Consider the following 22,326-nt stretch of genomic DNA (forward strand, 5'->3'; position numbering starts at 1 on the left):
CCCGAGCTATTTCGACGAATTCGTGAGCGAGGCGGTGTAATCACCGACGATCTGCTCGGCGATCTCCCGTACCTTGACGTTGCGGTGCTGGGAGAAGGCGACGAGCTTCTCGAACGCGGTGTCGGCGTCGCACTTGAACGTGGCCATCATCAACCCGACCGCCTTGCTCATCGTCGACCGCGTCTCCAACGCCGTCTTCAACTGGTCGGATTCGCGTTCCCGCGCGGCAAGTAATTGCTCACGCAGCCAGGACAATTCGAGATTGACGCGGATACGGGCGACGAGCTCGCCGGGGTTGAACGGTTTGGTGATGTAGTCGTCGGCGCCGGTGCGCAGCCCACCGATCGTGGCCTCCGTGCCGGCCCGGGCGGTCAGGAGGATGACCGGCAGGCGAGACGTTGCCGGGTCCTTGCGGATCTCCTCGAGAAGCGCCACCCCGTCCCGGCCGGGCAGCATGATGTCGCTCAGGACGAGGTGTGGCGGTTGCGACCGGATTCGCTCGAGCGCGGCGTCGCTGTCCCCCACCGCATCCACGTGCCAGTTCTCACGACGCAGCAACTGCGTCAGGTAGTCGCGCATGTCCGCGTTGTCCTCGATCACGAGGATCTGCGGCAGCTCCTTCTCCTGCCCGGAAGATCCGGCCTCGGCGACGATGTCCCTGTCCCACTGGTGCGCTTCCCCGACGTACAGGGCACTCAGGTCCCCCGGGACGGTTCCGGCCGGGGATTCCGACACCGGACCGAGAACGCGGGGAACAGACACGGTGAAGGTACTGCCGCGCCCGAGCTCGCTGGACACGGTCACACTTCCGCCGAGTGCGTGGACCCAGTCCGAGACGAGGGACAGACCCAGCCCGATGCCCTCCTGACTGCGTCCTCCGACGCTCTCGATGCGATGGAAGCGCTCGAAGATACGACCGAGTTCCGCCTCCGGAATACCGAGGCCGGTATCGGCGACCGTCAGGACCAGTCGATCGTCCTCGACGTCCAGATCCAGATCGATCGACCCGGCCGGGGTGTACTTGACCGCGTTGGAGAGCAGGTTCAGGACGATGTGAGCCCACAGCTGGGGATCGAGCTGGGTCTGCTCGGCCGCAGCCTCGGCGATCCGGCTCCGCAGGTCCAGACCCGCACGGTGCGCCGCATCGGCGAACAGCTCCACACATTCGGCGGTGAGCGCCGCCGGATCGCTCGGTTTCAGGGATTTTCCCGACGGATCGGCTTCGGCACGCGTCACCTCGAGCAACGCGTCGACGAGTCGCCGCAACCGGACCGCAGCGCGCTGCGAGGCCTCCAGTGATTGCCGCTGCGCATCCGTCAGTGCCGGCGCCTCGTCGAGCACGCTCTGCAACGGACCGAGGAGCAGCGTCAACGGTGTGCGGAACTCGTGGCTGATCGACTCGAGGAACCGCGTCTTGGCGGCGTCCAGCGCAGCGAACGCATCGGCCCGGCGACGCTCGGCGTCCATCGCCGACGCATCGCGCAGCAGCCCCGAGATCTTGGTGACGACGAGTTCGACGAAGGTGGCGTAGGCGTCGTCGAACACCCGATACGGGCTCAGCCCCACCGCGAGAACACCGAGTGGGGCATCGTGTCCCGACGCTCTCAGCGGCGCGAGCAGGATGCTGTCGATCGGATGGTCGCCGAGAGCCCGCCGCTGGTCGAGCAGGTCCGGGGAGCGCTCGGCGATGTCGGAGACGACGATCGGCTCGAAGGCCGTGACGGCCTTCGACAGCAATCGATCCTCGTCCGGACCGAGCAGCGCGCCGGAAAAGCCGGGCTTCGTGCCGATCGAGGCGAGCCGCTTCCAGTTCGATTGCGTATCTTCGGGATCCACCACGCGGGCGTCGAGGAAGAGCGCAGCCAGTGGAATGTCCTGCCGGCTCGGAGCGAGCGCGTCCAGCGCGTTCCGGCACGTGTCGATCACCGACATGCCCGAATCGGTGATCGCCACCGTACCCAGGCGGCTCAGAGCCTCCAGGCGACGCTCACCGAGTACCCGTGAGGTCACGTCGGTGGTCGCGACGAAGACCCCCGCGACCTCGCCGGACTCGTCGCGGATCGGGCTGTAGGAGAAGGTCCAGTAGGTCTCCTCCTCGTAACCGTGACGCTGCATGAACAGCAGTTCTTCCTCAGCGAAGGTGGCGGTACCCGCCATCGCCCGCTCTACGCGGGCGCCCACCTCGTCCCACACCTCGTGCCAGCATTCCGGCGCCGGTTGCGCGACCGCCGCGGGGTACTTGTCGCCGAGGACGGGGATGATCGCGTCGTTGAAGATCTGCACCAGCTGCGGCCCCCACCACAGGAGCATCGGCACCTCGGACGGCAATACCGTCCGCACCGCCATGCGCAGTTCCGGCGGCCAGGACTCCACCGGCCCCAGTGGGGTGGCCGACCAGTCGGCCTTCCGGAACCGTTCCAGACTTTCTCCCGGCCCCGCGAACAGGCGTTCCGCCGACCACGTCTCGTCCGACTCGGCTGTCGCCCTCATGCCCCGTCACTCCCATCTCCGGTACTTCCCGCCGCCATTCTCCCCCGATACCGCGTAGGACGACGCCACAAAGAGGACATATGTCCTCCTTCCCCATGGTTCGATCATCGGCGTCTGCGCGCACTGGCCGCGGGAGCCCCCCACGTCTGGTCTCCCTCACTCTCGTCGCCGACAATGGATTCGACCCGGCTTACACGACCGAGCAGGGAGGCACCGGGATGAGCATCGCAGAACTCATGAGCACCGTTCGGGACACCGTGACCGCCGAACGGGTCTTCTCGAAGCCGTTCGAGAAGGACGGAGTCACGGTGATCACCGCCGCGGCGATCTCGGGAGGCGCCGGCGGCGGTGGCGGCTCGTCGGCGGAGGGCGAGAACGGCGAGGGTGGCGGCCTCGGCGTCGGAGCCCGGCCGGCCGGCGCCTACGTCATCAGGGACGGGAAGGTGTCGTGGCGACCGGCCGTCGACGTCAACAGAGTGGTGAGATCGATTGCGGGGGTGGTGATCACTTTCCTGATCACGCGCGCCATCGCCCAACGCAAGCAGGGCGGTAGGCGGCGATAACTTTCTACTTCGGGCACGCCCCGCTGTAGCGGTCCAGACCGAGACCGTTGTTACGCTTCTTGCTGCGACCGGTCGGACCGCCCTTCGGGGCGCGCACCCAGTTGCTCGACGAGTCCAGTCCCGGCATGCGTTCGCTCCCGAACCGGCTGTACCGGGTCTCCCCGTCCACGGTGAGCACGCCGTCCTGCACGTCGATGTGTGCGACGGTCGCCCAGTACGAATTCTTGCCGTTACCGACGTACACGAGGATCTCGTCGGCATCGGGTCCGGGCAGACCGTCGCGCCCGGCGCGGCCGTATCGGATTGCCACACGCGGCTTTCCGAACTTGTCGATCGCGCCCGCGCCGTTGTCGATGCTCTGATAGATGTTGACCAGAAGGTCGCCGTTCTCGTTCGGCAGCACCCGAACCTGTTCGACCGCAGGCCTCTTCCCGTTTCCCGGGCCCTTGCTGTCGCCGTAGTGATGGATGTACGGCCACGTGTCGAGACTCCCACGATGACCGGGATCTCCGCTGATGACGACGTAATCGTTCGTGTGCTCGTTGCGGCAGTAGAAGTAGACGTCGAGATCTCCGCTGCCGTACTTCTTCACGTTGCCGTTGCGGTCGTATGTCGCTCCACGACCGTCCCATTCGAGTCCGACGGTGAGCACCCAGTTCGGATCGCCCTGGGACTTGCGCAGATCGATCCGAGCCGTCTGCGTGGGCGAATCCTTGGTGAGCGAGATCTGCACCTTCTCGAACGAGATCGGCTCCGATGCAGGGGAAGCCTTCGACGCAGGAGCGTTCACCACGGGCTCGTCCGAATCGTCGACGACGATCCCGTGATCGGAGGCGAACGCCGCGAGTCCGTCCTGATAACCCTGACCGACGGCGTCGAGACGCCACCCGCTTCCGCGCCGGTACAGCGCGACCACCTGCAGGACGGTTTCGGTGGTCAGTCCGGGCGGGACGAACTCGAGCGCCTGACCCGGGCCACCGACCTCGACGCTGACACCCGGCACCTCACCGAAGGTGCGTCCTTGCGCTTCGGTGCTCGCGGCGACGAGCACCCGCTGAACATCCGACGGCACCGCGGTCAGGTCGACGGTGACGGAGGTGTCGGAGGTGAGGTGGACGCCCGGCGCCTTCGGGTTGTTGAAGAACACGAAGTCGTCGTCGTTGCGCACGCGGCCGTCGTCAGTGAGCAGGACGGCCATCAGGTCGACCACTCCGTCCACTGCGGAACCGAGCTTCACCTCGTATCGAAGATCGGTGAGATCCGTCTTCGATCCCTTCGCTACCTCGACCATGCAGTCCTCCTGTCCGTGCGAGCGGCAACGAGAAGTCTTCCTCGTTCGCTCCTCCACCATCGCATCCTTTACATTCGAGGCAGTCGGCAACGGGAGTCCCGCGGATGCGACAGGGACAGTGGAGGCGGTGGTGGCCGCTCGCGGCCGGAGCGGCGTTCGTCGTGCTGCTCGCCGCGGCGAACGTGATCCCGACCTGGCCCGGTTTGATCCATCTGATGGCCCTGCCGCCCCTGGACCAGTTCACCGACCTGCGGGTTCTGATGTCGCGGGCGTCGTCGTGGCCGGCCTTCCTGGTCTTGTTCGCTCTGGTGGCCGTAGCCCGGGTCGTGCTCATGGCATGGCTCCTGGGCGGACTCGACGCCCGGCGGCTGCGCTTCGCGGCTCTGTTCTATGCGGTCGCGTTCGGGCCGGTGCTGGTGGCGGCGTGCGCCGACGCGGGGGCATTCGCCGTTCTGTATGCCCGGATGTTCTGGCCCGCCGTCGCCCTCATTGCGATGATGGCGCTCGTCCTCGGACCGGTCCCTTGGCAGGGCCGATTCCGGTTGCGGGAGGCCGGCGCACTGACGTGGCGTCGTGGGCTGCGGATCGAAGTGATGGTGCCGTATTGCGCAGTCGTCGCGACGCTGGGTGTAGTGGCAGACCGGCTTCCCACCCTCACGGTGCCGCTCGTACCGGTCTCGGCCCTCGCGACCGGCCTGGCGATCGCGATGATGGATCGTCCCTCCCTGCGCAGACCGAGGTCGGTCCTGGCCGCGTTCGTCGCGGTGCTCGTCGCCGTGTCGATAACGTTCGTCACGACCCACGAGTCCGACAGGCCCGAACCCGGCCCGCCGCAGCCGGGTTCGCTGATGATCCTGTCCGGGATCAACTCGGCCTCGGGACAGGGCAGGATCCACGCGACGGACGTCCACCGCCTCGGTTACGACTGCGAGCAGGTGTACTACTTCTCGTATGCCGGACCGGGCGTCGGACAGCCGCAGCACGACGCGACCTGCCCGATCCGCACGGGTGCGCCCTACGGGCCGAGCGACACCCAACGTCCGTTCGAAGAGCAGGTCGACCTGTTCGCGCAGCAGGCGTCCGCGCTTCCTCGCCCGCTGACGGTCGCGGCGCATTCGCACGCCGTATGGGTGGTGTGGGAAGCGGTCACAACCGGGCGGGTCGGCGCCGACGTGCTCCTGCTGATCGGACCGTTTCCGAGCACCCCGACCGGCTACCCTCCCCCACATGTGAACGAGCCGGGGCGGGTCGTGGGCGACCTGCTGCGCGCCGCCGTCCCCGTCACCGACCTGTTCCGCCTGCACTTCGATCCCGAGACCCCCGCGGCTCGGGGACTGCTCGGCACCGCGGGGGCGGCCGAATCCATTCTCGCCCGGCCTCTCCCTGTGGGAGTCCGGGCGACGACCCTCCCGTCGGTCACCGACCTACCCCTGGCGAGCGAGTGGCACTTCGACGTCGAACGAAACGGATGCCCGGCCCGGACTGCCCACCCCAACCTTCCGTTGTCACCGGCCTTCGAGGACGCAGCCATCCGCTTCCTGAACAATCGCCCTCCTCCGCCGTGCCCAGCATGGCGGGGGTGGGTCGCGGCGATCGCGCGACCGTTGGGGATGCCCACGGCAGCGGCCACGATGGACCGGTTCACGTACAACCCCTGACACCGGCGCCGAAGCGCGCAGAGCCGAACCGAATCGAACAGTCGGAGCGATTTGACGCCGAGTACGGCGTTGTGTGCGAGAACCCGCCCGAGAATCGACAACCACGTCGGTTTCGATCACACCCGCTTCGGCGGGTCGGGACCGTCGAACCCGCGCGGCCCAGGAGCGTTGAGGTCGTAGCGAACTCCCACCATCCGGATCACGAAGCACAGCGCCGCGGCACCGAGCGCCGCCGGCAGGGTCGCCACGTCGAGACTCTCGCAGACGACGAGGACGGTCGCCGCAACCATCGCGGGGATGGCATAGAGCTCACTGTTCAACACGACCGGCACCCGACGGATCAGCACGTCGCGCAGCGTGCCGCCGCCGACGCCGGTGATCGTGCCGAGGATGATCGCCTGCACCGGACCGAGGCCGAAATCGAGTGCCTTGCCCGCTCCGGTGACGGCGAACAGGCTCAGACCGGCCGCGTCGAACATCGTGATGGGGGTGGCCAGTCGCTCCAGCTTGCGGGCGAAGAAGGCGAGGAGACTCCCCGCCGCGGCGACCGCGAGGTATCGCCAGTCGCTGAACGTCGCGGGTGGCAGGTCGTCGATGAGGATGTCGCGGATGATGCCGCCGCCCAGCGCGGTGATCATTCCGAGCGTCACGACGCCGACGATGTCGATGCGGGTGACGCGGACGGCGGTGAGCGCTCCGTTGAGGGCGAACGCGAACGTACCGAGCAGGTCGAGCACGAGCAGCGCCGTGCTCTGCGTGTTCACGTCCACGCGAGGCCTCCGCTCGTCACGCGTCTTCCAGGAACGTTCGCGCAGCGACGACCAGCGCTGTCGTCCCGGTGTCGAGAGTCGGCTGGATCAACGGGGCGAACGTCGCCGAGTGGTTGACCGGTACATCGTCGGCGATGCGTCCTTCGATTTCGGCCTGCCGGTAGAGATCGGGATCGACGCCACCGATCCCCCAGTAGGTGTAAGGAATGCCGAGGGCACGCGGGATGTCGCTGAAATCCTCGCTCGCCGTCTGCAGCGGAAGTTCGCCGGCGTCGTCCCCGAAGTGATCGGCAAACGCCGCAGCGACCTTCGCGGTGACCACGGGGTCGTTGTCCGTCATCGGGTACTGGTCGAACAGTTCGAACTCGGGGGGTCGCGGCGAGCGGGACGCCTCGCACTCGGCGACGACGATCCGCTTCACGGCGGCGAGAATCGAGCGGCGGGTGTTCTCGTCGTAGGTGCGGATGTTGAGCAGGATCGTCGCCTCGTCCGGGATGACGTTGCTCTTCGTCCCGGCCTGGACACTGCCGACGGTAAGCACCGCCGGCTCGCCGGGCTGTGTCTCGCGGGCGACGATCGTCTGCAGCCTGATGACGATCATGGCGGCGAGCACGACCGGGTCGACGGATGCCTGCGGCATCGACCCGTGCGCGCCTCGGCCGTGGACGGTGATGCGCATGCTGTCGGCGGCCGAGAGGGTCGGGCCGCTGCGCGTACCGACGAGACCGGCGGGAAAGGCGAGCACGTGCTGGCACAGCGCCACGTCGACCTTCCCGGCGATCCGGGCGAGTCCGTCGTCCACCATGCGCCGCGCGCCGTCCGCGACCTCCTCCCCGGGCTGGAACACCGCGACGAGCCTGCCCCTCCACTGCTCGGTGGACCGGGCCAGCAGTTCCACCGCGCCGACCAGGCACGCGACGTGCACGTCGTGCCCGCACGCGTGCATGACAGGAGTCTCGTTACCGTCCGCGTCCGTCGCCGTCGCCGCGCTGGCGTAGTGCAGACCTGTCTTCTCCCGGACAGGCAGTGCGTCCATATCGGCGCGCAGCAGCACACCGGGGCCGTCCCCGTTCTGCAGAACGCCCACCACGCCCGTGCCGCCCACATCGGTGTGCACCTCGCACCCCGCGGCCTGCAATCGTGCGGCCACCTCGGCCGCGGTGCGCGTCTCCTGATGCGACAACTCCGGATGGGCGTGCAGGTCGCGGTAGAAGTTCTCCTGGTCCGCGCGGATCTCGTCCAGACCCTGCAGAGCAAGCGTCATGATGTCTCCCCGGTGGTCGGATCGGTAGTGCCACGGTCCGGATACCGCACCGGACCGCGATCGACACCGGCGTGCAGTTTTCGTCGAGAAAATCGTGCAAGATCGACAGGACCTGCGCATCCGGTGGGAGTCCCGCTCACCCCGCGCCCCGGCAGGTCACATTTCCGCCGCGGGTAGGCTCGGGATCCGTGTCTGATGCCCTCACCGTCGACGATGAACCCATCGAGTCGTCCTCACGCTCGTTCCGGCGTGCGTTCCAGGATCTGCGCGAAGGCTTCAACCACCGCGAACTGTGGTTGCTGCTCGGCTGGCAGGACATCAAGCAGCGCTACCGCCGGTCGGTGCTCGGCCCGTTCTGGATCACGATCGCCACGGGTGTGTCGGCAATCGCGATGGGTGTGCTCTACGGCACGCTGTTCAACCTCGACGTCCCGGAGTTCCTGCCGTACGTCGCACTCGGCTTCATCATCTGGAATCTGATCCAGGGGTCGATCCTCGAGGGCGCGGACGTGTTCATGTCCAACGAGGGCCTGATCAAACAGTTGCCCACCCCGCTGAGCGTGCACGTCTACCGGCTGGTGTGGCGGCAGATGATCCTGTTCGCGCACAATATCGTCATCTACATCGGCATCTTCATCGTCTTCCCACGTCAGCTGCATTGGACGGCGTTGGCGGCGATACCCGGCCTGGCCCTGATCGCGATCAACGCGGTGTGGGTGTCACTGGTGTTCGGCATCCTCGCAACCCGCTACCGCGACATCGCGCCACTGCTCGGCAGCATCGTCCAGCTGCTGTTCTTCATGACGCCGATCATCTGGACCGAGAAGACCCTCGAAGGCACCGGCAACGAGGACCGCGCGCGGATCGCCGAGCTCAACCCGCTGTACCACTTCCTCGACATCGTGCGGACCCCGCTCCTCGGCGGCGACCAGCAGCTCTACCACTGGGTCATCGTCCTGATCATCACCGTCGTCGGCTGGGGTGTGGCTTTGCTCGCGATGCGCAACTACCGGTCGCGCGTCGCCTACTGGGTCTGAGCCGGTTCGAGCCGGATCAACTGCGAGCGGTGGATCGGCTCCCTGTCGGTGATCCGGAAACCGACGGACTCTAGCGCCCGGTAGGTCTCGGTGTCGGTGAACCGGTGGGGGTCGAACCGCCACCACACGTTGTTCGGGTGCAACACCCGGAAGCCGGTCGCGCGCTCGCCGTCGGCGATCACCCATAGCACCTCGCACCGCGCCGCCGCACGCTCGGCGAGCTCCGCCGGCGGGGCGTCGGTCGACCACAAGTCGACACGGTCGACAGCGTCGTATCCGAGCCCCACGTCGTCGAGGCCCTCCACCGCGTCGGGCCGGGCATCGGCAACCGCACGCAGTGAGGTGGGCGCCCACGAGACGCGTGGTTCGAACGCGACGCAGTCGCCGGGTTCGGAACGTTCGACGAGCCGGTCGGCGATCACGCTGTAGTCCATCCCGCCGGGCTTGCCGAACGGCTGTCGCTGCTGCACGTAGGCGGGGGCGACACTGACGGCAACCGCCGTGAACACCACCAGCGCCGACCACCAGCGCGTCGCAACACGGGCTGCGGCCCAGCCTACGAGCAGCACCATCGCGGGAACGGTGAACGAGAGATAGCGGTCGAGGTACATGTTGTCGGCGAGCAGCGAGTACCCGAGCAGCAACGCCATCGGCACGGCGAAGCCCGGTACCGCAAGCCACAGCAGAGTGCGCTCCCCCGGTGCCACGCCGCGACGAGCAGCGACGATCACACCGGCGACGATGATCGCCGCGCACAGCACGGCCGTCCACGGCGCTCGGGGGAACCACTGGTCGAGGGCGATGGTGCGGATGATCGTCGAGTCGAGCGGCGGAATCCACGCGACCTGCTCGGCCTGCGCGTAGGCGAGCAGCACAAACGATGTCGACAAGGCCGCGCCCACACCTGCGGACAGCAGGAACGCGACGCGCCCACGACCACGGACGAGCACGGTGAGAAGATGCGCGACGACGACCGTCGCGGAGTACACGAACATCACCGTCGCGACCGGCAGGACGACGGCGTAGAGCGCCCACCAGCGTCTACGGCCGGTCGTGCAGCCGAACGCGACCAGCAGCGACAACACCGCGACCAGTGCCGCAGCGAACGCATAGGACCGGGCTTCGGTGGCTGCCCAGGTCACCCTCGGCGACAGGGCGAACAGCACCCCGGCAGCGACCGCCACGCGACGGCCCGCCAGCGCCTGGCCGGTCGCAGTGACGGCGGCGGCACCCACCCCGAGCGCGAGCACACCCGGCAGGCGGGCGGTGAACTCGTCGACGCCCACGAGGGAGAACCAGTAGTGCAGCAGAAGGTTGTGGAGGCCGTGTACGGCGTCGATCCGGGTGTGGACGCGGAGCAGCCCCTCGACGGGCCGGTCGGCGCTCGAGATCGTTGCGGCCTCGTCCCACCACAGCGAGGGCACCCACGAGAACGCCCCCGCGACGAGCACGGTCGCAACCCCGATCAGCAGGGGAAGCGACCATGCCCTCACGGTCTACCCGTCGATGCCGTACAGCCGCGCCCAGTTCTCCCGGCTCGTGAGCTTGGGCAGCGCCTCCTGCCAGACCGTCTTCATCCGGGGCGCTTCCTTGCGGAGCTGCCAGCACACCTTCGCGGCCTGCTTCGCGAGGTCGACGGCGGTGTCCTTGTCGCGGTGACGCACCCGCACCGCGTTCTGCGAGGCGTCGGTGACGACGGCCTTGTCGAACAACGACACATGCCACCACGACGCGAAGTGCGCGGGAACGGTGACCGTCCGGCGATCGACCTTGCCGGCGAACTGCTGCACGGCACGCTTGAGCAGCACCAGGCCCTCGCGCTTCTTGTCGGGCTCGAACTCCCACACCGACATCTGCGTATGAGGATCGGATTCCTTGCCCACCTGCGCGGCCGGCAGCGGCTTCGTCTCGGGATACCGGTCGCGCAGGTCGCGCAGTTCCTTCAGCACGGACTGTCCGCCGTCGTAGAGGAAGTCCGGTCCGGCGAGGAAGTCCTCCGCAGCCTTGATGAAAGTCGCGGCAAGACCGTACTGCATCGAGACGATGAGCTCACTGATCTTGCGGAACAGGTACTTCGACATGTCGTTGCCGTCGAAGCGCCCGTAGATGGACGAGACGATCAAACCGTTGCGGATGCTGAAGTAGCGCGCCCAGTCGTCGTAGTCCTTGAGGTAGAAGTCCGCGTGCCACACACCCGCATTGGGCAGGGTGACCGTGGGGTGACCCGCATACCGGGCGCGGATGCCGTATTCGATGTCGTCCCACTGGAAGAACAGCGGGATGGGCAGACCGCAGTCGGCGATGATCTCGGCGGGCAGCAGGCAGGTCCACCAGCCGTTCCAGCCGGCGTCGAAACGCATGTCCTGCTTCTTCTTCACGAGGTCGATGCCCATACGCGCACCCGGAGTCAGTGCGCCGGCGGTGATCTCGTCGAGCACCTCGCGCTCGGCCGAGACGTGCAGGACCTGCGGGTTGCTCAGCGACAGCATCTGGGCGCCGACGATCGTCGGCTGCACCGTCATGTTCGCGAAAGCGTTGAGACGCAATACCGATTCGGGTTCGCACAGGATGTCGTCGTCCATGACGATGACGTTGGCGTGCTCGGCCTTGGCGGACCCGGTGATCTCGTACATGCCACGCGAGAAGCCACCCGCGCCACCGAGATTCGGCTGGGTCAGGTAGATGAGCTTGTCGCCCAGCTTGTCGGCGACCTCGGCGAACGCCGAGCGCGAGCGCACCTGATCGGTGCCCTGGTCGACGATGCACACCGCTTCGATGTCGGCCATCGCCCCGTCGTCCGAAGCGAGGGTGCCCACGGTGACGGTGCAGTCGTCGGCGCGGTTGAACGTGCAGATGACGACGGCAGCGGGTCGCAGGTGCTCGGGTGCGGCAACCGTCCAGCGCGCGTCGGAGACGAGCACCGATCCGTTACTGGCATCGATGGAGAACCACATCGCACCACCGTCGACGAACCGCTCGATGGGGAGTTCGAGGTCGAGTTCACCCGAACCCGACACCGTCTCGACCGTCACGATCCTCTCGCGTCCACGGGCGTCGGACGCCCACACGGTGAACTTCGCGGTACCGGAGCAGCCGTAGGTGAGCTGCAGGTTCACCGTCTTCACGTCGGTCCAGCGCTGCCAGAACGTCGCGGGAAAACGCCCGAAATAGGTGTTGGTGTGGGCGGTCGCGCCGTCGGCGAGCTGCAGCCCGTAACGGTCGGACGCGGCGTCGCCCTTCGTGTGGACGTACATCTTCTCCGGCACGCGCGGCGACAGAGATGCGAAGACGCCGCGCTGAACGATCAGCCGATCACGGCGGACCGGTTCGGTGAGAACCTCGTCCAGCGTGTCCGCATCGTGTCCGATCGTGCTTGTGTCGCCGGCAGCTGCCTGCTCCATCGGGCTACTCCCCGCTCGTGGTCGGTCCGCTGTTTTCGATGCGACAGTAGCAGCGGAAACAGGAGCTCCACGGTTGTGTGCGTCGTGCACCAGTGTTTCGACCCATTCGCGAATTGTGCCGGGATCACCCCGAACGGCGCAGATTATCTGCCCAGAACGCGTTCGGTGCGGCTGTAGGCGGCCTCGGTGGCCCGTTTCTGTGGCGTCCACCACTGCTCGTTGGCGCGGTACCAGTCGATGGTGGCGGCCAGGCCCTCACGGAAGTCGCGGTAGCGGGGCTGCCAGCCCAGTTCGGTGCGCAGGCGGGTCGCATCGATGGCGTACCGCAGGTCGTGGCCGGGGCGGTCGGTGACGAAATCGAACGCGGTCGTGTCCTTGCCGCACAGCTCGAGGACGGTTTCGACGACGGTGCGGTTGTCGGTCTCGCCGTCCGCGCCGATCAGATAGGTCTCGCCGATCTGCCCGCGTTCGATGATCGTCCACACCGCGCTGTTGTGGTCGTCGACGTGGATCCAGTCGCGCACGTTGGCGCCGGTGCCGTACAGCTTCGGTCGCACGCCGGTGAGCACGTTGGTGATCTGGCGGGGGATGAACTTCTCCACGTGCTGGTAGGGGCCGTAGTTGTTGGAGCAGTTGGACAGGGTCGCGCGGACGCCGAACGAACGCACCCAGGCGCGCACCAACAGATCCGAGCCGGCCTTGGTCGACGAGTAGGGACTCGACGGGTTGTAGGCGGTGGCCTCGGTGAACTTGATCGGATCGTTCAGTGGCAGGTCGCCGTAGACCTCGTCGGTGGAGATGTGGTGATAGCGCACGTCGTGCGTGCGGACGGCCTCGAGCAGGGTGAAGGTGCCCACGAGGTTGGTGTGCACGAACGGCGCGGGGTTGGCCAGCGAGTTGTCGTTGTGGGATTCGGCGGCGAAGTGCACCACCAGATCGGTGCCGGCGACGAGCCGGTCGACCAGCTCGGCGTCGGCGATGTCGCCTTCGACGAAGGTGATCTTGTCGGCGACGGGGTCGAGGGAGGCGCGGTTGCCGGCGTAGGTGAGCTTGTCGAGCACGGTGACCTGCGTGTCGGGTCGTTCCCCGACGGTCTGATGGACGAAGTTCGCGCCGATGAAACCGGCACCACCGGTGACGAGCAGCCTCATTGGGGCAAGCCTACTCATGCGAGACTGTCCGACATGCGCGGAATCATCCTCGCGGGTGGGACGGGCTCGCGTCTGCATCCGATCACCCAGGGCGTCAGCAAGCAGCTCGTGCCCGTCTACGACAAGCCGATGATCTACTACCCGCTGTCGACGCTCATGCTCGCCGGGATCCGCGACATCCTCATGATCACCACCCCGCACGACGCCGAACAGTTCCGGTGGTTGCTCGGCGACGGCTCCCAGTTCGGGGTGAACATCACCTACACGATCCAACAGTCGCCCGACGGTTTGGCGCAGGCATTCGTCCTCGGTGCCGACCACATCGGCACCGAGCCGGTCGCATTGATCCTCGGCGACAACATCTTCTACGGCCCCGGCCTCGGCACCCAGCTCAAGCGCTTCGCCCACGTCGACGGCGGTGCGGTGTTCGCGTACCGGGTGTCCGAGCCGTCGGCCTACGGGGTGATCGAGTTCGACTCCACCGGTCGCGCCCTGTCGCTCGAGGAGAAACCCGACGACCCGAAGTCGAATTTCGCGGTGCCGGGGCTGTACTTCTACGACAACGACGTCGTCGAGATCGCCCGAGGATTGAAGCCGTCGGCGCGGGGCGAGCTGGAGATCACCGACGTCAACCGCACCTACCTGGAGGCGGGGAAACTGCAGGTCGAGGTGCTGCCGCGCGGCACCGCCTGGCTCGACACCGGCACCTTCGACTCTCTGCTCGACGCGTCGAACTACGTGCGCACCATCGAACAGCGCCAGGGACTGAAGATCGGCGCGCCCGAGGAGGTCGCGTGGCGCCTCGGGTTCATCGACGACGAACAACTGCGCGCCGCAGCGCAGCCGCTGGTGAAGTCGGGATACGGCAGCTATCTGCTCGATCTGCTCGAACGAGGAAAGGACCGGTAGGTGCAGTACCGCGAGCTCGCGATCGCCGGGGCGTGGGAGGTCACGCCGAAACAGTTCGGCGACGACCGGGGCGTGTTCCTCGAATGGTTCAAGCAGGAGAGTTTCACCGACGCGTCCGGCCGGCCCCTGCAGTTGGCGCAGGCGAACTGCTCGGTCTCCGCCGCCGGGGTGCTACGCGGCATCCACTACGCGGATGTGCCTCCGGGACAGGCGAAGTACGTCACGTGCGTGTCGGGGTCGGTGCTCGACGTCGTCGTCGACCTGCGGGTCGATTCGCCGACCTTCGGGCAGTGGGATTCGGTGCTGCTCGATACGACGGACCGTCGCGCGATCTTCCTGTCCGAGGGCCTCGGTCACGGTTTCCTCGCCCTCGAGGACAACTCGACCGTTGTCTACCTGTGCTCGACGGGCTACAACCCCGACCGCGAGCACGAAGTGCATCCCCTCGATCCGGAGATCGGGATCGATTGGCCCACAACAGGTGCCGATGGGAGTCCGCTCGAATACGAGTTGTCCGCGAAGGACCGGGTGGCACCCACCCTTGCCGATGCCCGCGAAGCGGGCCGTCTCCCGCACGTATAGGGATCAGCCACCGGTTCGTAACATCTTGGGACTCTTGCCGATAGCCAGAGCAGCGCTTCCGCACCGACATACCGAAGAGACAGGATCCGACCGTGAAGTTGAATACCGCCCTCGGACGGGTAGCGAGCGTCGGCGTCGCAGCCGCCGTTACCGCCGGCCTCGCTGTTGCCGGAACTCCCACCGCTTCCGCGGACTCGAACTGGACCACGTTCACCAATACGGTGGGTCTGCACCTCGATACGGGTTCGAGCGGGTATGCCGGCAACGCAACCCCGTTCATCGATGCGCCGGTCGTGCTCCGAACCGACCCCGCCTCTCCCGAACTGCCGTTCTGGATCGGGGGAATCGGATCACCGTTCTGCCCCTGCACCGTGCACTGGCACAACGAGACCACAGGTGAGCGCGGGAAGGTACGTGCCAACAGCACTCTGCTCCCCTCGGAAACGGGTGCCGGGGAGATCTCGGCATACGTCACCATCGACGGCAACGTCAGCGTCACCGCCGTTCGTGGCGTCGCCAACTGGACCGCCCGATAGCAGATCTGGTTGTTCCGACGGCGTTCAGCGCGGTCGGAACAACCAGATCATCGGGTGCGGCCGAGTGCCGCACGGATCCGGCGTACGACGCCGCCCGGGTCCTGCGTCAACATGTGCCAGGTGAATCGCAGAACGTGCCATCCTGCGTTGATCAGGACGTTCTGTCTTTCGATGTCGTGGCGGTGACGGTCTGCGTCGCGATGCCACGCCCATCCGTCGATCTCTATCGCCACCCGTTCGGCCTCGAACGCGACGTCGATCTCGTATCCACAGCTCATCACGTGTGCACGCCAGCCGGTGAGCCCTGCCTGACGTAGCAGCCGATGGAAGATGCGTTCAGCCTGGGAGTGCCCGCCGTCCCGGGCGGTGCACAACAATTTCTCCGCAGCGCGCGACCCACGACGTCCCGGATTCCGGCGGTGGGACCGCTCCAGCAGAGCCAATGACGTGTGTCGTTGAAGTGCTCTATCCATGAGGACGGAACCCTCCTTCAGTTCGACCGCTGCCTCCAACACCGTGAGAGGTACACCTGTGACCCGCAGCCCGCGCACGGTCACGATGTCGTCGGCGGGCAGGTCCCTGCGACGGAGGTGCACATTCCCGTTCCTCACAATCGCCCGCCCGTGTGGGACGGTGACGAAGTAACGGGCGGGAGGCCTGTCGAGGATGCCGTGCCACCACGCGGCGCTCGGACCCCATGCCGTCGCCGCACGTCCCGCGCTGTAGACCGCGGTGCGCAAATGCACCGACGGAGTACGCTCCCGGTCGGCGCGCAGGTAGATACCGGGCGCCAGGGAGACCCATTCGCCGGATCGCACGTAATGGTCGATGATCGCGATGCTCAGTCCGCATCTCACGGCCTGATCTCGGGTGACGACACCGTCCTGCCGGGCCATGATCGCGTGCGCTCGGGAGCGTGACATATCCGGTTCGACGCCACAGGCTTCCGAACGGTTCCCCACCTGTGCGATTTGGTTGGATCAACCGCGCATACCGCCGTCGAACCAACCAAATCGGTCATCGGAGGCGGAAGATCACGACCCGCTGGACGACGAAGTTGATCACCGTCGCGGTGCCCTGGGCGACCACGAAGGCGAAGGGGGTGACCCACCACTCGTCGCCGAGGGATTCGTTGAGTACACGGTTGATGCCGACCTGTGCGGCGAAGGTCACGGCGTACAGGACCACCACGGCAGCGAAACGGACACGACTGGGCGGGGCCTTGAAGGTCCAGCGGCGGTTGATCAGGTAAGCGGTGGTGGTGCCGGCCACGAACGACAGGGCTTTCGCGGCGTCGCGGGTCACACCCAACGCCATGAGCAGGACGTACAGGCCGTAGTCGACGATCGCCGAGAATCCGCCGGTCAGGACGAACCGCGTGAGCTGCGTCTTCAGGTCCAGCGCTTCGTCGGCCGTCGAATCGGTCAACGGCAGTTCGGGAGCCAGTGGGGCGTGGTGCTCCGGCAGCGGCTGCACATGGTCGTGGGATTCCGGCACGCAGACGAGGGTAACGCCCGTGAGGAACAGCATCTTGCCGGGTGACCAGGACACACGGGTAGCCTTTATCCCGATGTCCACGACAGCTACGGAGCAGGCGAGCGAGCCGCTCCCCACCCAGACCCGCACCCTGACCGGCTGGGGGCGCACCGCGCCGACCACCGCAGAGGTGCTGTCCACTCCCGACGTCGAAGTGATCGCGAAGGCCGTTGCGCGAGTCGCGGAAGACAACGAGGCGAAGCCGTCGCACCTGCGTCGCGGTGTGATCGCACGCGGGCTCGGGCGCTCTTACGGCGATCCCGCGCAGAACGCCGGCGGGCTCGTCGTCGATATGACGGCGCTGAACAAGATCCACAGCATCGACCGCGACTCCCGCAAGGTCGTGGTGGACGGTGGCGTGAGCCTCGACCAGCTCATGCGCGCCGCGCTGCCGTTCGGTCTGTGGGTTCCCGTCCTGCCGGGCACACGCCAGGTCACCATCGGTGGTGCGATCGGTGCCGACATCCACGGCAAGAACCACCACAGCGCGGGCAGCTTCGGCAACCATGTGCGGTCCATCGATCTGCTCACCGCCGACGGTCAGGTCCGCACGTGCACGCCCACCGGACGCAATGCGAAGCTGTTCTGGGCGACCGTGGGCGGTATGGGCCTGACAGGCATCATCCTGCGCGCGACCATCGAGATGACCCCCACGGAGACGGCGTACTTCATCGCCGACAGTCGCCGCACCGAGTCGCTCGACGAGACGATCGCCCTGCACAGCGATGGTTCGGAAGCGAACTACGACTACTCCAGCGCGTGGTTCGACGCCATCTCGCCGGAGCCGAAGCTCGGCCGCGCCGCAGTCTCGCGAGGCAACCTCGCGAAGCTCGACCAGCTGCCGAAGAAGCTGCAGAAGGACCCGCTCAAGTTCGACGCGCCGACGTTGCTGACCCTGCCCGACGTGTTCCCGAACGGGCTGGCCAACAAGTTCAACTTCTCGGTGATCGGTGAGCTGTACTACCGGAAGACGAAGAATGCCGACAATCAGGTTCAGAATCTGACGGCGTTCTACCACCCGCTCGACCTGTTCGGGGAGTGGAACCGCGGCTACGGACCCAACGGCTTCCTGCAGTACCAGTTCGTGGTGCCGCCGGAAGCGGTCGAGGAGTTCAAGAAGATCATCCGCGACATCCAGGCGTCGGGACATCACTCGTTCCTCAACGTGTTCAAGCTGTTCGGTGAGGGGAACAAGGCTCCGCTCAGCTTCCCCATCCCCGGCTGGAACATCTGCGTCGACTTCCGGATCAAGCCGGGACTGAACGAGTTCGTGCGCGAGCTCGACAAGCGGGTCCTCGAATTCGGTGGTCGCCTCTACACCGCGAAGGATTCGCGGACAGACGCGGCGACCTTCCACGCCATGTACCCGCGGATCGACGAGTGGTTGAAGGTGCGCCGCTCCGTCGACCCCACGAACGTCTTCGCCTCCGATATGTCCAGAAGGTTGGAACTCCACTGATGATCAATGCCGTCGGCAATCCCCAGACCCTGCTGCTGCTCGGTGGCACCTCCGAGATCGGCCTGGCCATCGTCGAGGAGTACCTGCGCAAGGCACCGGCTCGCGTGATCCTCGCGGCCCTGCCCGGCGACCCGCGCCGTGAGGACGCCGTCGCCCAGGCGAAGACCGCGGGTGCGACGCAGGTCGACCTGATCGACTTCGACGCACTCGACACCGCCAGCCACCCCGCCGTCATCGACCAGGCGTGGAAGGACGGCGACGTCGACATCACGATCGTCGCCTTCGGCCTCGACGCCGACGCCGAGGAGCTGTGGCAGAACCAGAGCAAGGCCGTGCGGGTCGCGGAGGTCAACTACACCGCCGCCGTCTCCGTGGGTGTGCTGGTGGGCGAGAAGATGAAGGCGCAGGGCTTCGGCCGCATCATCGCGATGTCGTCCGTCGCAGGCGAGCGCGTGAAGCGCGCCAACTTCGTCTACGGCTCCACCAAGGCAGGTCTCGACGGCTTCTACCTCGGACTCGGTGAGGCACTGCGGCCGTTCGGTGCGCGCGTGACCGTCGTGCGCCCCGGCCAGGTGCGCACGCAGTTCAGCGCGCACGTCGACGAAGCCCCGCTCACCGTGAACAAGGAAGACGTCGCAAAGCTCGCGGTCGCGGCCTCCGATCGCGGCAAGGAGATCGTCTGGGCGCCGGGAACCTTCCGGTTCGTGATGATCGTGCTGCGCCACCTGCCGCGCGCGATCTTCCGCAAGCTGCCGATCTGACAGTCGTGCACCCCGCTGCCCCGCCGGACCCGATCCGGCGGGGCAGTCGCCTTTTCAGGGGGTTACCTGACGTACCCGGTTCCACTGTGGATCATCCCGGGTGGCCCGTAGCACCAGTGGTTGATCGATCCTTCGTTCACGAAGACACCGTTCACGGTGCCGTCCTGTCCCGCCTCGTTCGTGGCGTAGCCGACACCCGGTGTCCCGAGGACGATGCACTGGTAGGGGTCGACACCGCGGTGGTCGTACAGGCGGCCGTCGATGGGACCGCCGGGCGCACCCGGTTCGATCACCGGATACGCCGAGGCCTGCGCCGCCCCGAAGACGAGAAAAGGTGCCGTCGCGAGTGCCGCAAGTGCCGCACGAACCGCTTTACCTGTCATGATCTGAGCCTTTCGTTCGGATTCCCCGGGCCGTACCGACGGCCCGGTTTCCCGACGCAACTTCCAGAATGAGGGTCGCGACGGGAAAAATGTGGGAGTTTGCGGCTCGGATCGGGCCACCGTTCGCCTCGCGGACGCATCTCTATGCTCGTGGGGTGCTCGTCGACACTCCTGTAGCAGTAGCCCCGTTACGCCGTGCCATCTCGACGCTCGTGCAGTTCGCCTGCGCAGCGCTCATCGCAGCACTCGTCGCGGCGGTGGGACTGTTCGCCTTCGACCGGGTGCAGTGGCCGGCGTTCAATTCGTCGAATGTGACGCAGGCCGTCACCACCGTCATGCAGTTCGCGGCGCTCGCTGCCCTCGGCCTGTCGATCTATCTGCTGCGTCGCCGCAGATGGGTGACGGGTGCGCGCGTGCTGTCGTGGGCGGCACTGTCCGGCCTGGTCACCGCGACTCTCGGAATGCCGCTCGCCGCGACCCGCCTCTACCTGCACGGCATCTCCGTCGACCAGGAGTTCCGCACCCAGTTCCTCACGCGGCTGACGGACAGCGCGGCGCTGCGTGACATGAACTACGCCGACCTGCCGTCGTTCTATCCGGCCGGGTGGTTCTGGGTCGGCGGCCGCGTCGCGAATCTGCTGGGCATGGACGGTTGGGAAGCGTTCAAGCCGTACGCGATCGGTTCGCTGGCGGTCGCAGCGGTCGTCGCACTGGTGCTGTGGTCCGAGCTCGTCCGCTCCGACCTGGCGGTGCTCGCGGCCACGGCGACGACGCTGGTCGTGCTGGCCTACGGCTCGCCGGAGCCGTACGGGGCGGTGATCGCCGTGCTGGTCGCGCCGGCGCTGGTGCTGGCCTGGGGCGCGTTCGCACCCGTGCGCGTTTCTGGTAGTTCCGACTACCGAAAGCGCGCACGGCAGGGCTGGGGTGCCGTCGTGGGCACGGGCCTGTTCCTCGGCATCGCCGCGACCTTCTACACCCTCTATCTCGGCATCGCGGCCTTCGCGGTGACAGTGATGGCCGTCGTCGCGGCGTACCTTGCGCGTCGCGCCGGTGGATCGTGGCGCGCGGCTCTTCCCGTCCTCACGCGTTTCGTAGCGATCGCGGCGATCGCGATGCTTGTGGCCCTGATCGTATGGGCGCCGTTCGTGTTCGAGGTGCTCGGTGGCAACACTCCGTCCGAATCCGGTACCGCGACGCACTATCTCCCAGACGCCGGTGCGCGACTGCCGTTGCCGATGTTCCACATGTCCCTGATCGGACTGCTGTCTCTGTTGGGCACCGTGTGGCTCGTGGGCCGGGCGTCGTCGTCGCATCGGGCGCAGGCGCTCGGCCTCGGCGTGATCGCCGTCTACCTGTGGTACCTGGCGTCGATGGCGGCGACCGCAGTGGGCAACACCCTGCTCGCGTTCCGTCTCGAAGTGATTCTGCTCGTGCTCCTCGCTGCTGCAGGCGCATTCGCCTTCGTCGACTTCTCGCGGTGGATCAGTCTGGCGACCAGCGAGAACCCGCGCGTGCGTAGGGTTCTCGTGGCAGTGGGCGCTCTCGGCGCACTGGCGTTCACCCAGAACATTCCGCAGGTGCTCGCCGGCGAGATCACCGTCGCCTACACCGACACCGACGGGGCCGGTGAACGCGCCGACCAGCGTCCCGCCGGCGCCGCGTCCTACTATGCCGAGGTGGACGACGTCCTGCTGTCGCAGTTGGGCGGCGATCGTGACGACCACGTGGTCCTCACGGCCGACACGTCCTTTCTCGCCTACTACCCGTACTTCGGTTTCCAGGCCCTGACCTCGCACTACGCCAACCCGCTGGCTGAATTCTCCGCGCGCGCGACGGCGATCGAGGAGTGGTCCGAGCTCTCCTCCCCCGACGAACTGCTCGCCGCGTGGGAGGAGCTGCCGTGGCGAGCCCCCGACGCCGTCGTCTTCCGACAGGGCGCCGAGGGTTACACGCTGCGTCTGGCCGAGGACGTCTACCCGAACGATCCCAATGTGCGGCGGTACACGGTGACCTTCCCCAAGGAACTGTTCGACGATCCGCGATTCACCGTGACCGAGGTGGGTCCGTTCGTCGTCGTCACCGCGACGGGCGAACCGGCATGATGCGACGAACTCCGATGTCGCGCAACCACAATCCGCCCCACACCAGAATTCCGGTGTAGATCGGGAACAGGGTCGTGCTGACGATCGGCTGTTCGGTGAGCAGATTCGTCGCGACGGCACCGCCGAGATAGCCGGTGAGGAGTACGGCGCCGAGGATCGCGGTAGGCGGCAGGACGTAGGCGATCAGGCAGACGAGCAGGACGACGCCGAACACTCGGTTGAGGCTCGGGTCGAATCCGAGATCGGCCATCGCTTCCTGCACCTGCGAAACGTTGGCGATGTGGATGATCGAGTCCCACAGCAGGAACAGGACGACGAGACCACTGACGATCAGACCTGCGATGCGGGCGGTGCGTGAGGGCGCCGCGGCGGTGTCGTCGCGGGTGCCGGGGGTGGATGCGGTGAAGGTGTTCATGACGTCCTCCTGGTAGAC

At 66.8% G+C, this 22,326-nt stretch carries 20 protein-coding genes; 9 read left to right on the forward strand and 11 right to left on the reverse strand.

Annotated elements, in window-relative coordinates:
* Positions 1-6: 6 nt before the first annotated feature.
* A complete protein-coding gene (locus GON09_RS16590) occupies positions 7-2,490 on the reverse strand; it encodes a response regulator (RefSeq protein ID WP_244865537.1) in 2,484 nt (827 codons plus the stop codon).
* Between the two features lie 218 nt (positions 2,491-2,708).
* On the opposite strand from GON09_RS16590, the gene GON09_RS16595 reads away from it, so the two are divergent.
* Positions 2,709-3,053 carry a spore germination protein GerW family protein gene (locus tag GON09_RS16595; protein ID WP_213932736.1) on the forward strand — a complete coding sequence of 115 codons (345 nt, stop codon included), beginning with the start codon at positions 2,709-2,711 and terminating at the stop codon, positions 3,051-3,053.
* A 4-nt stretch (positions 3,054-3,057) separates the two neighbouring features.
* Here the strand turns inward: GON09_RS16595 and GON09_RS16600 are convergent, their stop codons facing one another.
* A complete protein-coding gene (locus GON09_RS16600) occupies positions 3,058-4,344 on the reverse strand; it encodes a TerD family protein (RefSeq protein WP_213932737.1) in 1,287 nt (428 codons plus the stop codon).
* A 104-nt stretch (positions 4,345-4,448) separates the two neighbouring features.
* Between GON09_RS16600 and GON09_RS16605 the strand changes: the two genes are divergently transcribed.
* Positions 4,449-6,002 carry a hypothetical protein gene (locus tag GON09_RS16605; protein ID WP_213932738.1) on the forward strand — a complete coding sequence of 518 codons (1,554 nt, stop codon included), beginning with the start codon at positions 4,449-4,451 and terminating at the stop codon, positions 6,000-6,002.
* A gap of 116 nt (positions 6,003-6,118) precedes the next feature.
* Here GON09_RS16605 and GON09_RS16610 read toward each other — a convergent pair whose 3' ends face one another.
* Positions 6,119-6,766, reverse strand: coding sequence for a trimeric intracellular cation channel family protein (locus tag GON09_RS16610; RefSeq protein WP_213934487.1), 648 nt, complete (start codon positions 6,764-6,766; stop codon positions 6,119-6,121).
* Positions 6,767-6,788: 22 nt separating this feature from the next.
* The gene (locus GON09_RS16615; RefSeq protein ID WP_213932739.1) at positions 6,789-8,036 is read right to left on the reverse strand and encodes an amidohydrolase; all 1,248 of its coding nucleotides are present in this window, start codon (positions 8,034-8,036) and stop codon (positions 6,789-6,791) included.
* A gap of 188 nt (positions 8,037-8,224) precedes the next feature.
* Between GON09_RS16615 and wzm the strand changes: the two genes are divergently transcribed.
* Positions 8,225-9,073, forward strand: a complete 849-nt coding sequence (wzm, locus tag GON09_RS16620) for a galactan export ABC transporter permease subunit Wzm/RfbD (RefSeq protein WP_213932740.1) — start codon at positions 8,225-8,227, stop codon at positions 9,071-9,073.
* Here wzm and GON09_RS16625 read toward each other — a convergent pair.
* From GON09_RS16625 to rfbB, 3 genes are all read right to left on the reverse strand, one after another.
* Complete coding sequence (locus tag GON09_RS16625) at positions 9,061-10,566, reverse strand: glycosyltransferase family 39 protein (RefSeq protein WP_213932741.1); 1,506 nt, start codon at positions 10,564-10,566, stop codon at positions 9,061-9,063. The two genes, wzm and GON09_RS16625, sit on opposite strands and share 13 nt — an antisense overlap.
* Before the next feature lie 3 nt (positions 10,567-10,569).
* On the reverse strand, positions 10,570-12,474 hold the full coding sequence (locus GON09_RS16630) for a glycosyltransferase (protein WP_213932742.1): 1,905 nt from the start codon (positions 12,472-12,474) through the stop codon (positions 10,570-10,572).
* 143 nt (positions 12,475-12,617) lie between these two features.
* Positions 12,618-13,625, reverse strand: a complete 1,008-nt coding sequence (rfbB, locus tag GON09_RS16635) for a dTDP-glucose 4,6-dehydratase (protein WP_213932743.1) — start codon at positions 13,623-13,625, stop codon at positions 12,618-12,620.
* A gap of 33 nt (positions 13,626-13,658) precedes the next feature.
* Here rfbB and rfbA point away from each other — a divergent pair, with 33 nt between their 5' ends.
* From rfbA to GON09_RS16650, 3 genes are all read left to right on the forward strand, one after another.
* Entirely contained in the window at positions 13,659-14,534 is an 876-nt protein-coding gene (rfbA, locus tag GON09_RS16640) for a glucose-1-phosphate thymidylyltransferase RfbA (RefSeq protein WP_213932744.1), read from the forward strand.
* Positions 14,535-15,116, forward strand: coding sequence for a dTDP-4-dehydrorhamnose 3,5-epimerase (gene rfbC, locus GON09_RS16645; RefSeq protein ID WP_213932745.1), 582 nt, complete (start codon positions 14,535-14,537; stop codon positions 15,114-15,116).
* A 92-nt stretch (positions 15,117-15,208) separates the two neighbouring features.
* Positions 15,209-15,652 (forward strand): hypothetical protein, encoded by a 444-nt coding sequence (locus GON09_RS16650; RefSeq protein ID WP_213932746.1) that lies wholly within the window; start codon positions 15,209-15,211, stop codon positions 15,650-15,652.
* 47 nt (positions 15,653-15,699) lie between these two features.
* Here GON09_RS16650 and GON09_RS16655 read toward each other — a convergent pair whose 3' ends face one another.
* Entirely contained in the window at positions 15,700-16,575 is an 876-nt protein-coding gene (locus tag GON09_RS16655; RefSeq protein WP_213932747.1) for a DUF559 domain-containing protein, read from the reverse strand.
* Positions 16,576-16,669: 94 nt separating this feature from the next.
* Positions 16,670-17,182, reverse strand: coding sequence for a GtrA family protein (locus GON09_RS16660; RefSeq protein ID WP_244866612.1), 513 nt, complete (start codon positions 17,180-17,182; stop codon positions 16,670-16,672).
* A 40-nt stretch (positions 17,183-17,222) separates the two neighbouring features.
* Between GON09_RS16660 and GON09_RS16665 the strand changes: the two genes are divergently transcribed.
* Both GON09_RS16665 and GON09_RS16670 read left to right on the forward strand, forming a co-directional pair.
* Complete coding sequence (locus GON09_RS16665; protein ID WP_213932748.1) at positions 17,223-18,647, forward strand: FAD-binding oxidoreductase; 1,425 nt, start codon at positions 17,223-17,225, stop codon at positions 18,645-18,647.
* Positions 18,647-19,408 (forward strand): decaprenylphospho-beta-D-erythro-pentofuranosid-2-ulose 2-reductase, encoded by a 762-nt coding sequence (locus GON09_RS16670; protein ID WP_213932749.1) that lies wholly within the window; start codon positions 18,647-18,649, stop codon positions 19,406-19,408. Before GON09_RS16665 ends, GON09_RS16670 begins: the two co-directional genes overlap by 1 nt.
* A gap of 62 nt (positions 19,409-19,470) precedes the next feature.
* Here GON09_RS16670 and GON09_RS16675 read toward each other — a convergent pair whose 3' ends face one another.
* The gene (locus GON09_RS16675) at positions 19,471-19,791 is read right to left on the reverse strand and encodes a hypothetical protein (protein WP_213932750.1); all 321 of its coding nucleotides are present in this window, start codon (positions 19,789-19,791) and stop codon (positions 19,471-19,473) included.
* Positions 19,792-19,946: 155 nt separating this feature from the next.
* Between GON09_RS16675 and GON09_RS16680 the strand changes: the two genes are divergently transcribed.
* Positions 19,947-21,893, forward strand: a complete 1,947-nt coding sequence (locus GON09_RS16680) for a galactan 5-O-arabinofuranosyltransferase (protein WP_213932751.1) — start codon at positions 19,947-19,949, stop codon at positions 21,891-21,893.
* Here the strand turns inward: GON09_RS16680 and GON09_RS16685 are convergent.
* Positions 21,868-22,308, reverse strand: a complete 441-nt coding sequence (locus GON09_RS16685; RefSeq protein WP_213932752.1) for a DoxX family protein — start codon at positions 22,306-22,308, stop codon at positions 21,868-21,870. The genes GON09_RS16680 and GON09_RS16685 overlap by 26 nt on opposite strands.
* Positions 22,309-22,326: the final 18 nt, after the last annotated feature.

Origin of the sequence: Rhodococcus sp. B50, assembly GCF_013602415.1 — a bacterium.
Classification (GTDB): domain Bacteria; phylum Actinomycetota; class Actinomycetes; order Mycobacteriales; family Mycobacteriaceae; genus Rhodococcus.

Excerpts from the sequence above, each read along its gene's own strand:
- GON09_RS16675 (WP_213932750.1), bottom strand. The coding sequence starts at position 19,791 with ATGACAGGTAAAGCGGTTCGTGCGGCACTTGCGGCACTCGCGACGGCA.
- GON09_RS16660 (WP_244866612.1), bottom strand. The coding sequence starts at position 17,182 with ATGCTGTTCCTCACGGGCGTTACCCTCGTCTGCGTGCCGGAATCCCAC.
- GON09_RS16615 (WP_213932739.1), bottom strand. The coding sequence starts at position 8,036 with ATGACGCTTGCTCTGCAGGGTCTGGACGAGATCCGCGCGGACCAGGAG.
- GON09_RS16655 (WP_213932747.1), bottom strand. The coding sequence starts at position 16,575 with ATGTCACGCTCCCGAGCGCACGCGATCATGGCCCGGCAGGACGGTGTC.
- rfbA (WP_213932744.1), top strand. The coding sequence starts at position 13,659 with ATGCGCGGAATCATCCTCGCGGGTGGGACGGGCTCGCGTCTGCATCCG.
- GON09_RS16685 (WP_213932752.1), bottom strand. The coding sequence starts at position 22,308 with ATGAACACCTTCACCGCATCCACCCCCGGCACCCGCGACGACACCGCC.
- GON09_RS16665 (WP_213932748.1), top strand. The coding sequence starts at position 17,223 with ATGTCCACGACAGCTACGGAGCAGGCGAGCGAGCCGCTCCCCACCCAG.
- GON09_RS16605 (WP_213932738.1), top strand. The coding sequence starts at position 4,449 with ATGCGACAGGGACAGTGGAGGCGGTGGTGGCCGCTCGCGGCCGGAGCG.
- GON09_RS16590 (WP_244865537.1), bottom strand. The coding sequence starts at position 2,490 with ATGAGGGCGACAGCCGAGTCGGACGAGACGTGGTCGGCGGAACGCCTG.
- GON09_RS16630 (WP_213932742.1), bottom strand. The coding sequence starts at position 12,474 with ATGGAGCAGGCAGCTGCCGGCGACACAAGCACGATCGGACACGATGCG.
- GON09_RS16670 (WP_213932749.1), top strand. The coding sequence starts at position 18,647 with ATGATCAATGCCGTCGGCAATCCCCAGACCCTGCTGCTGCTCGGTGGC.
- GON09_RS16600 (WP_213932737.1), bottom strand. The coding sequence starts at position 4,344 with ATGGTCGAGGTAGCGAAGGGATCGAAGACGGATCTCACCGATCTTCGA.
- GON09_RS16595 (WP_213932736.1), top strand. The coding sequence starts at position 2,709 with ATGAGCATCGCAGAACTCATGAGCACCGTTCGGGACACCGTGACCGCC.
- rfbB (WP_213932743.1), bottom strand. The coding sequence starts at position 13,625 with ATGAGGCTGCTCGTCACCGGTGGTGCCGGTTTCATCGGCGCGAACTTC.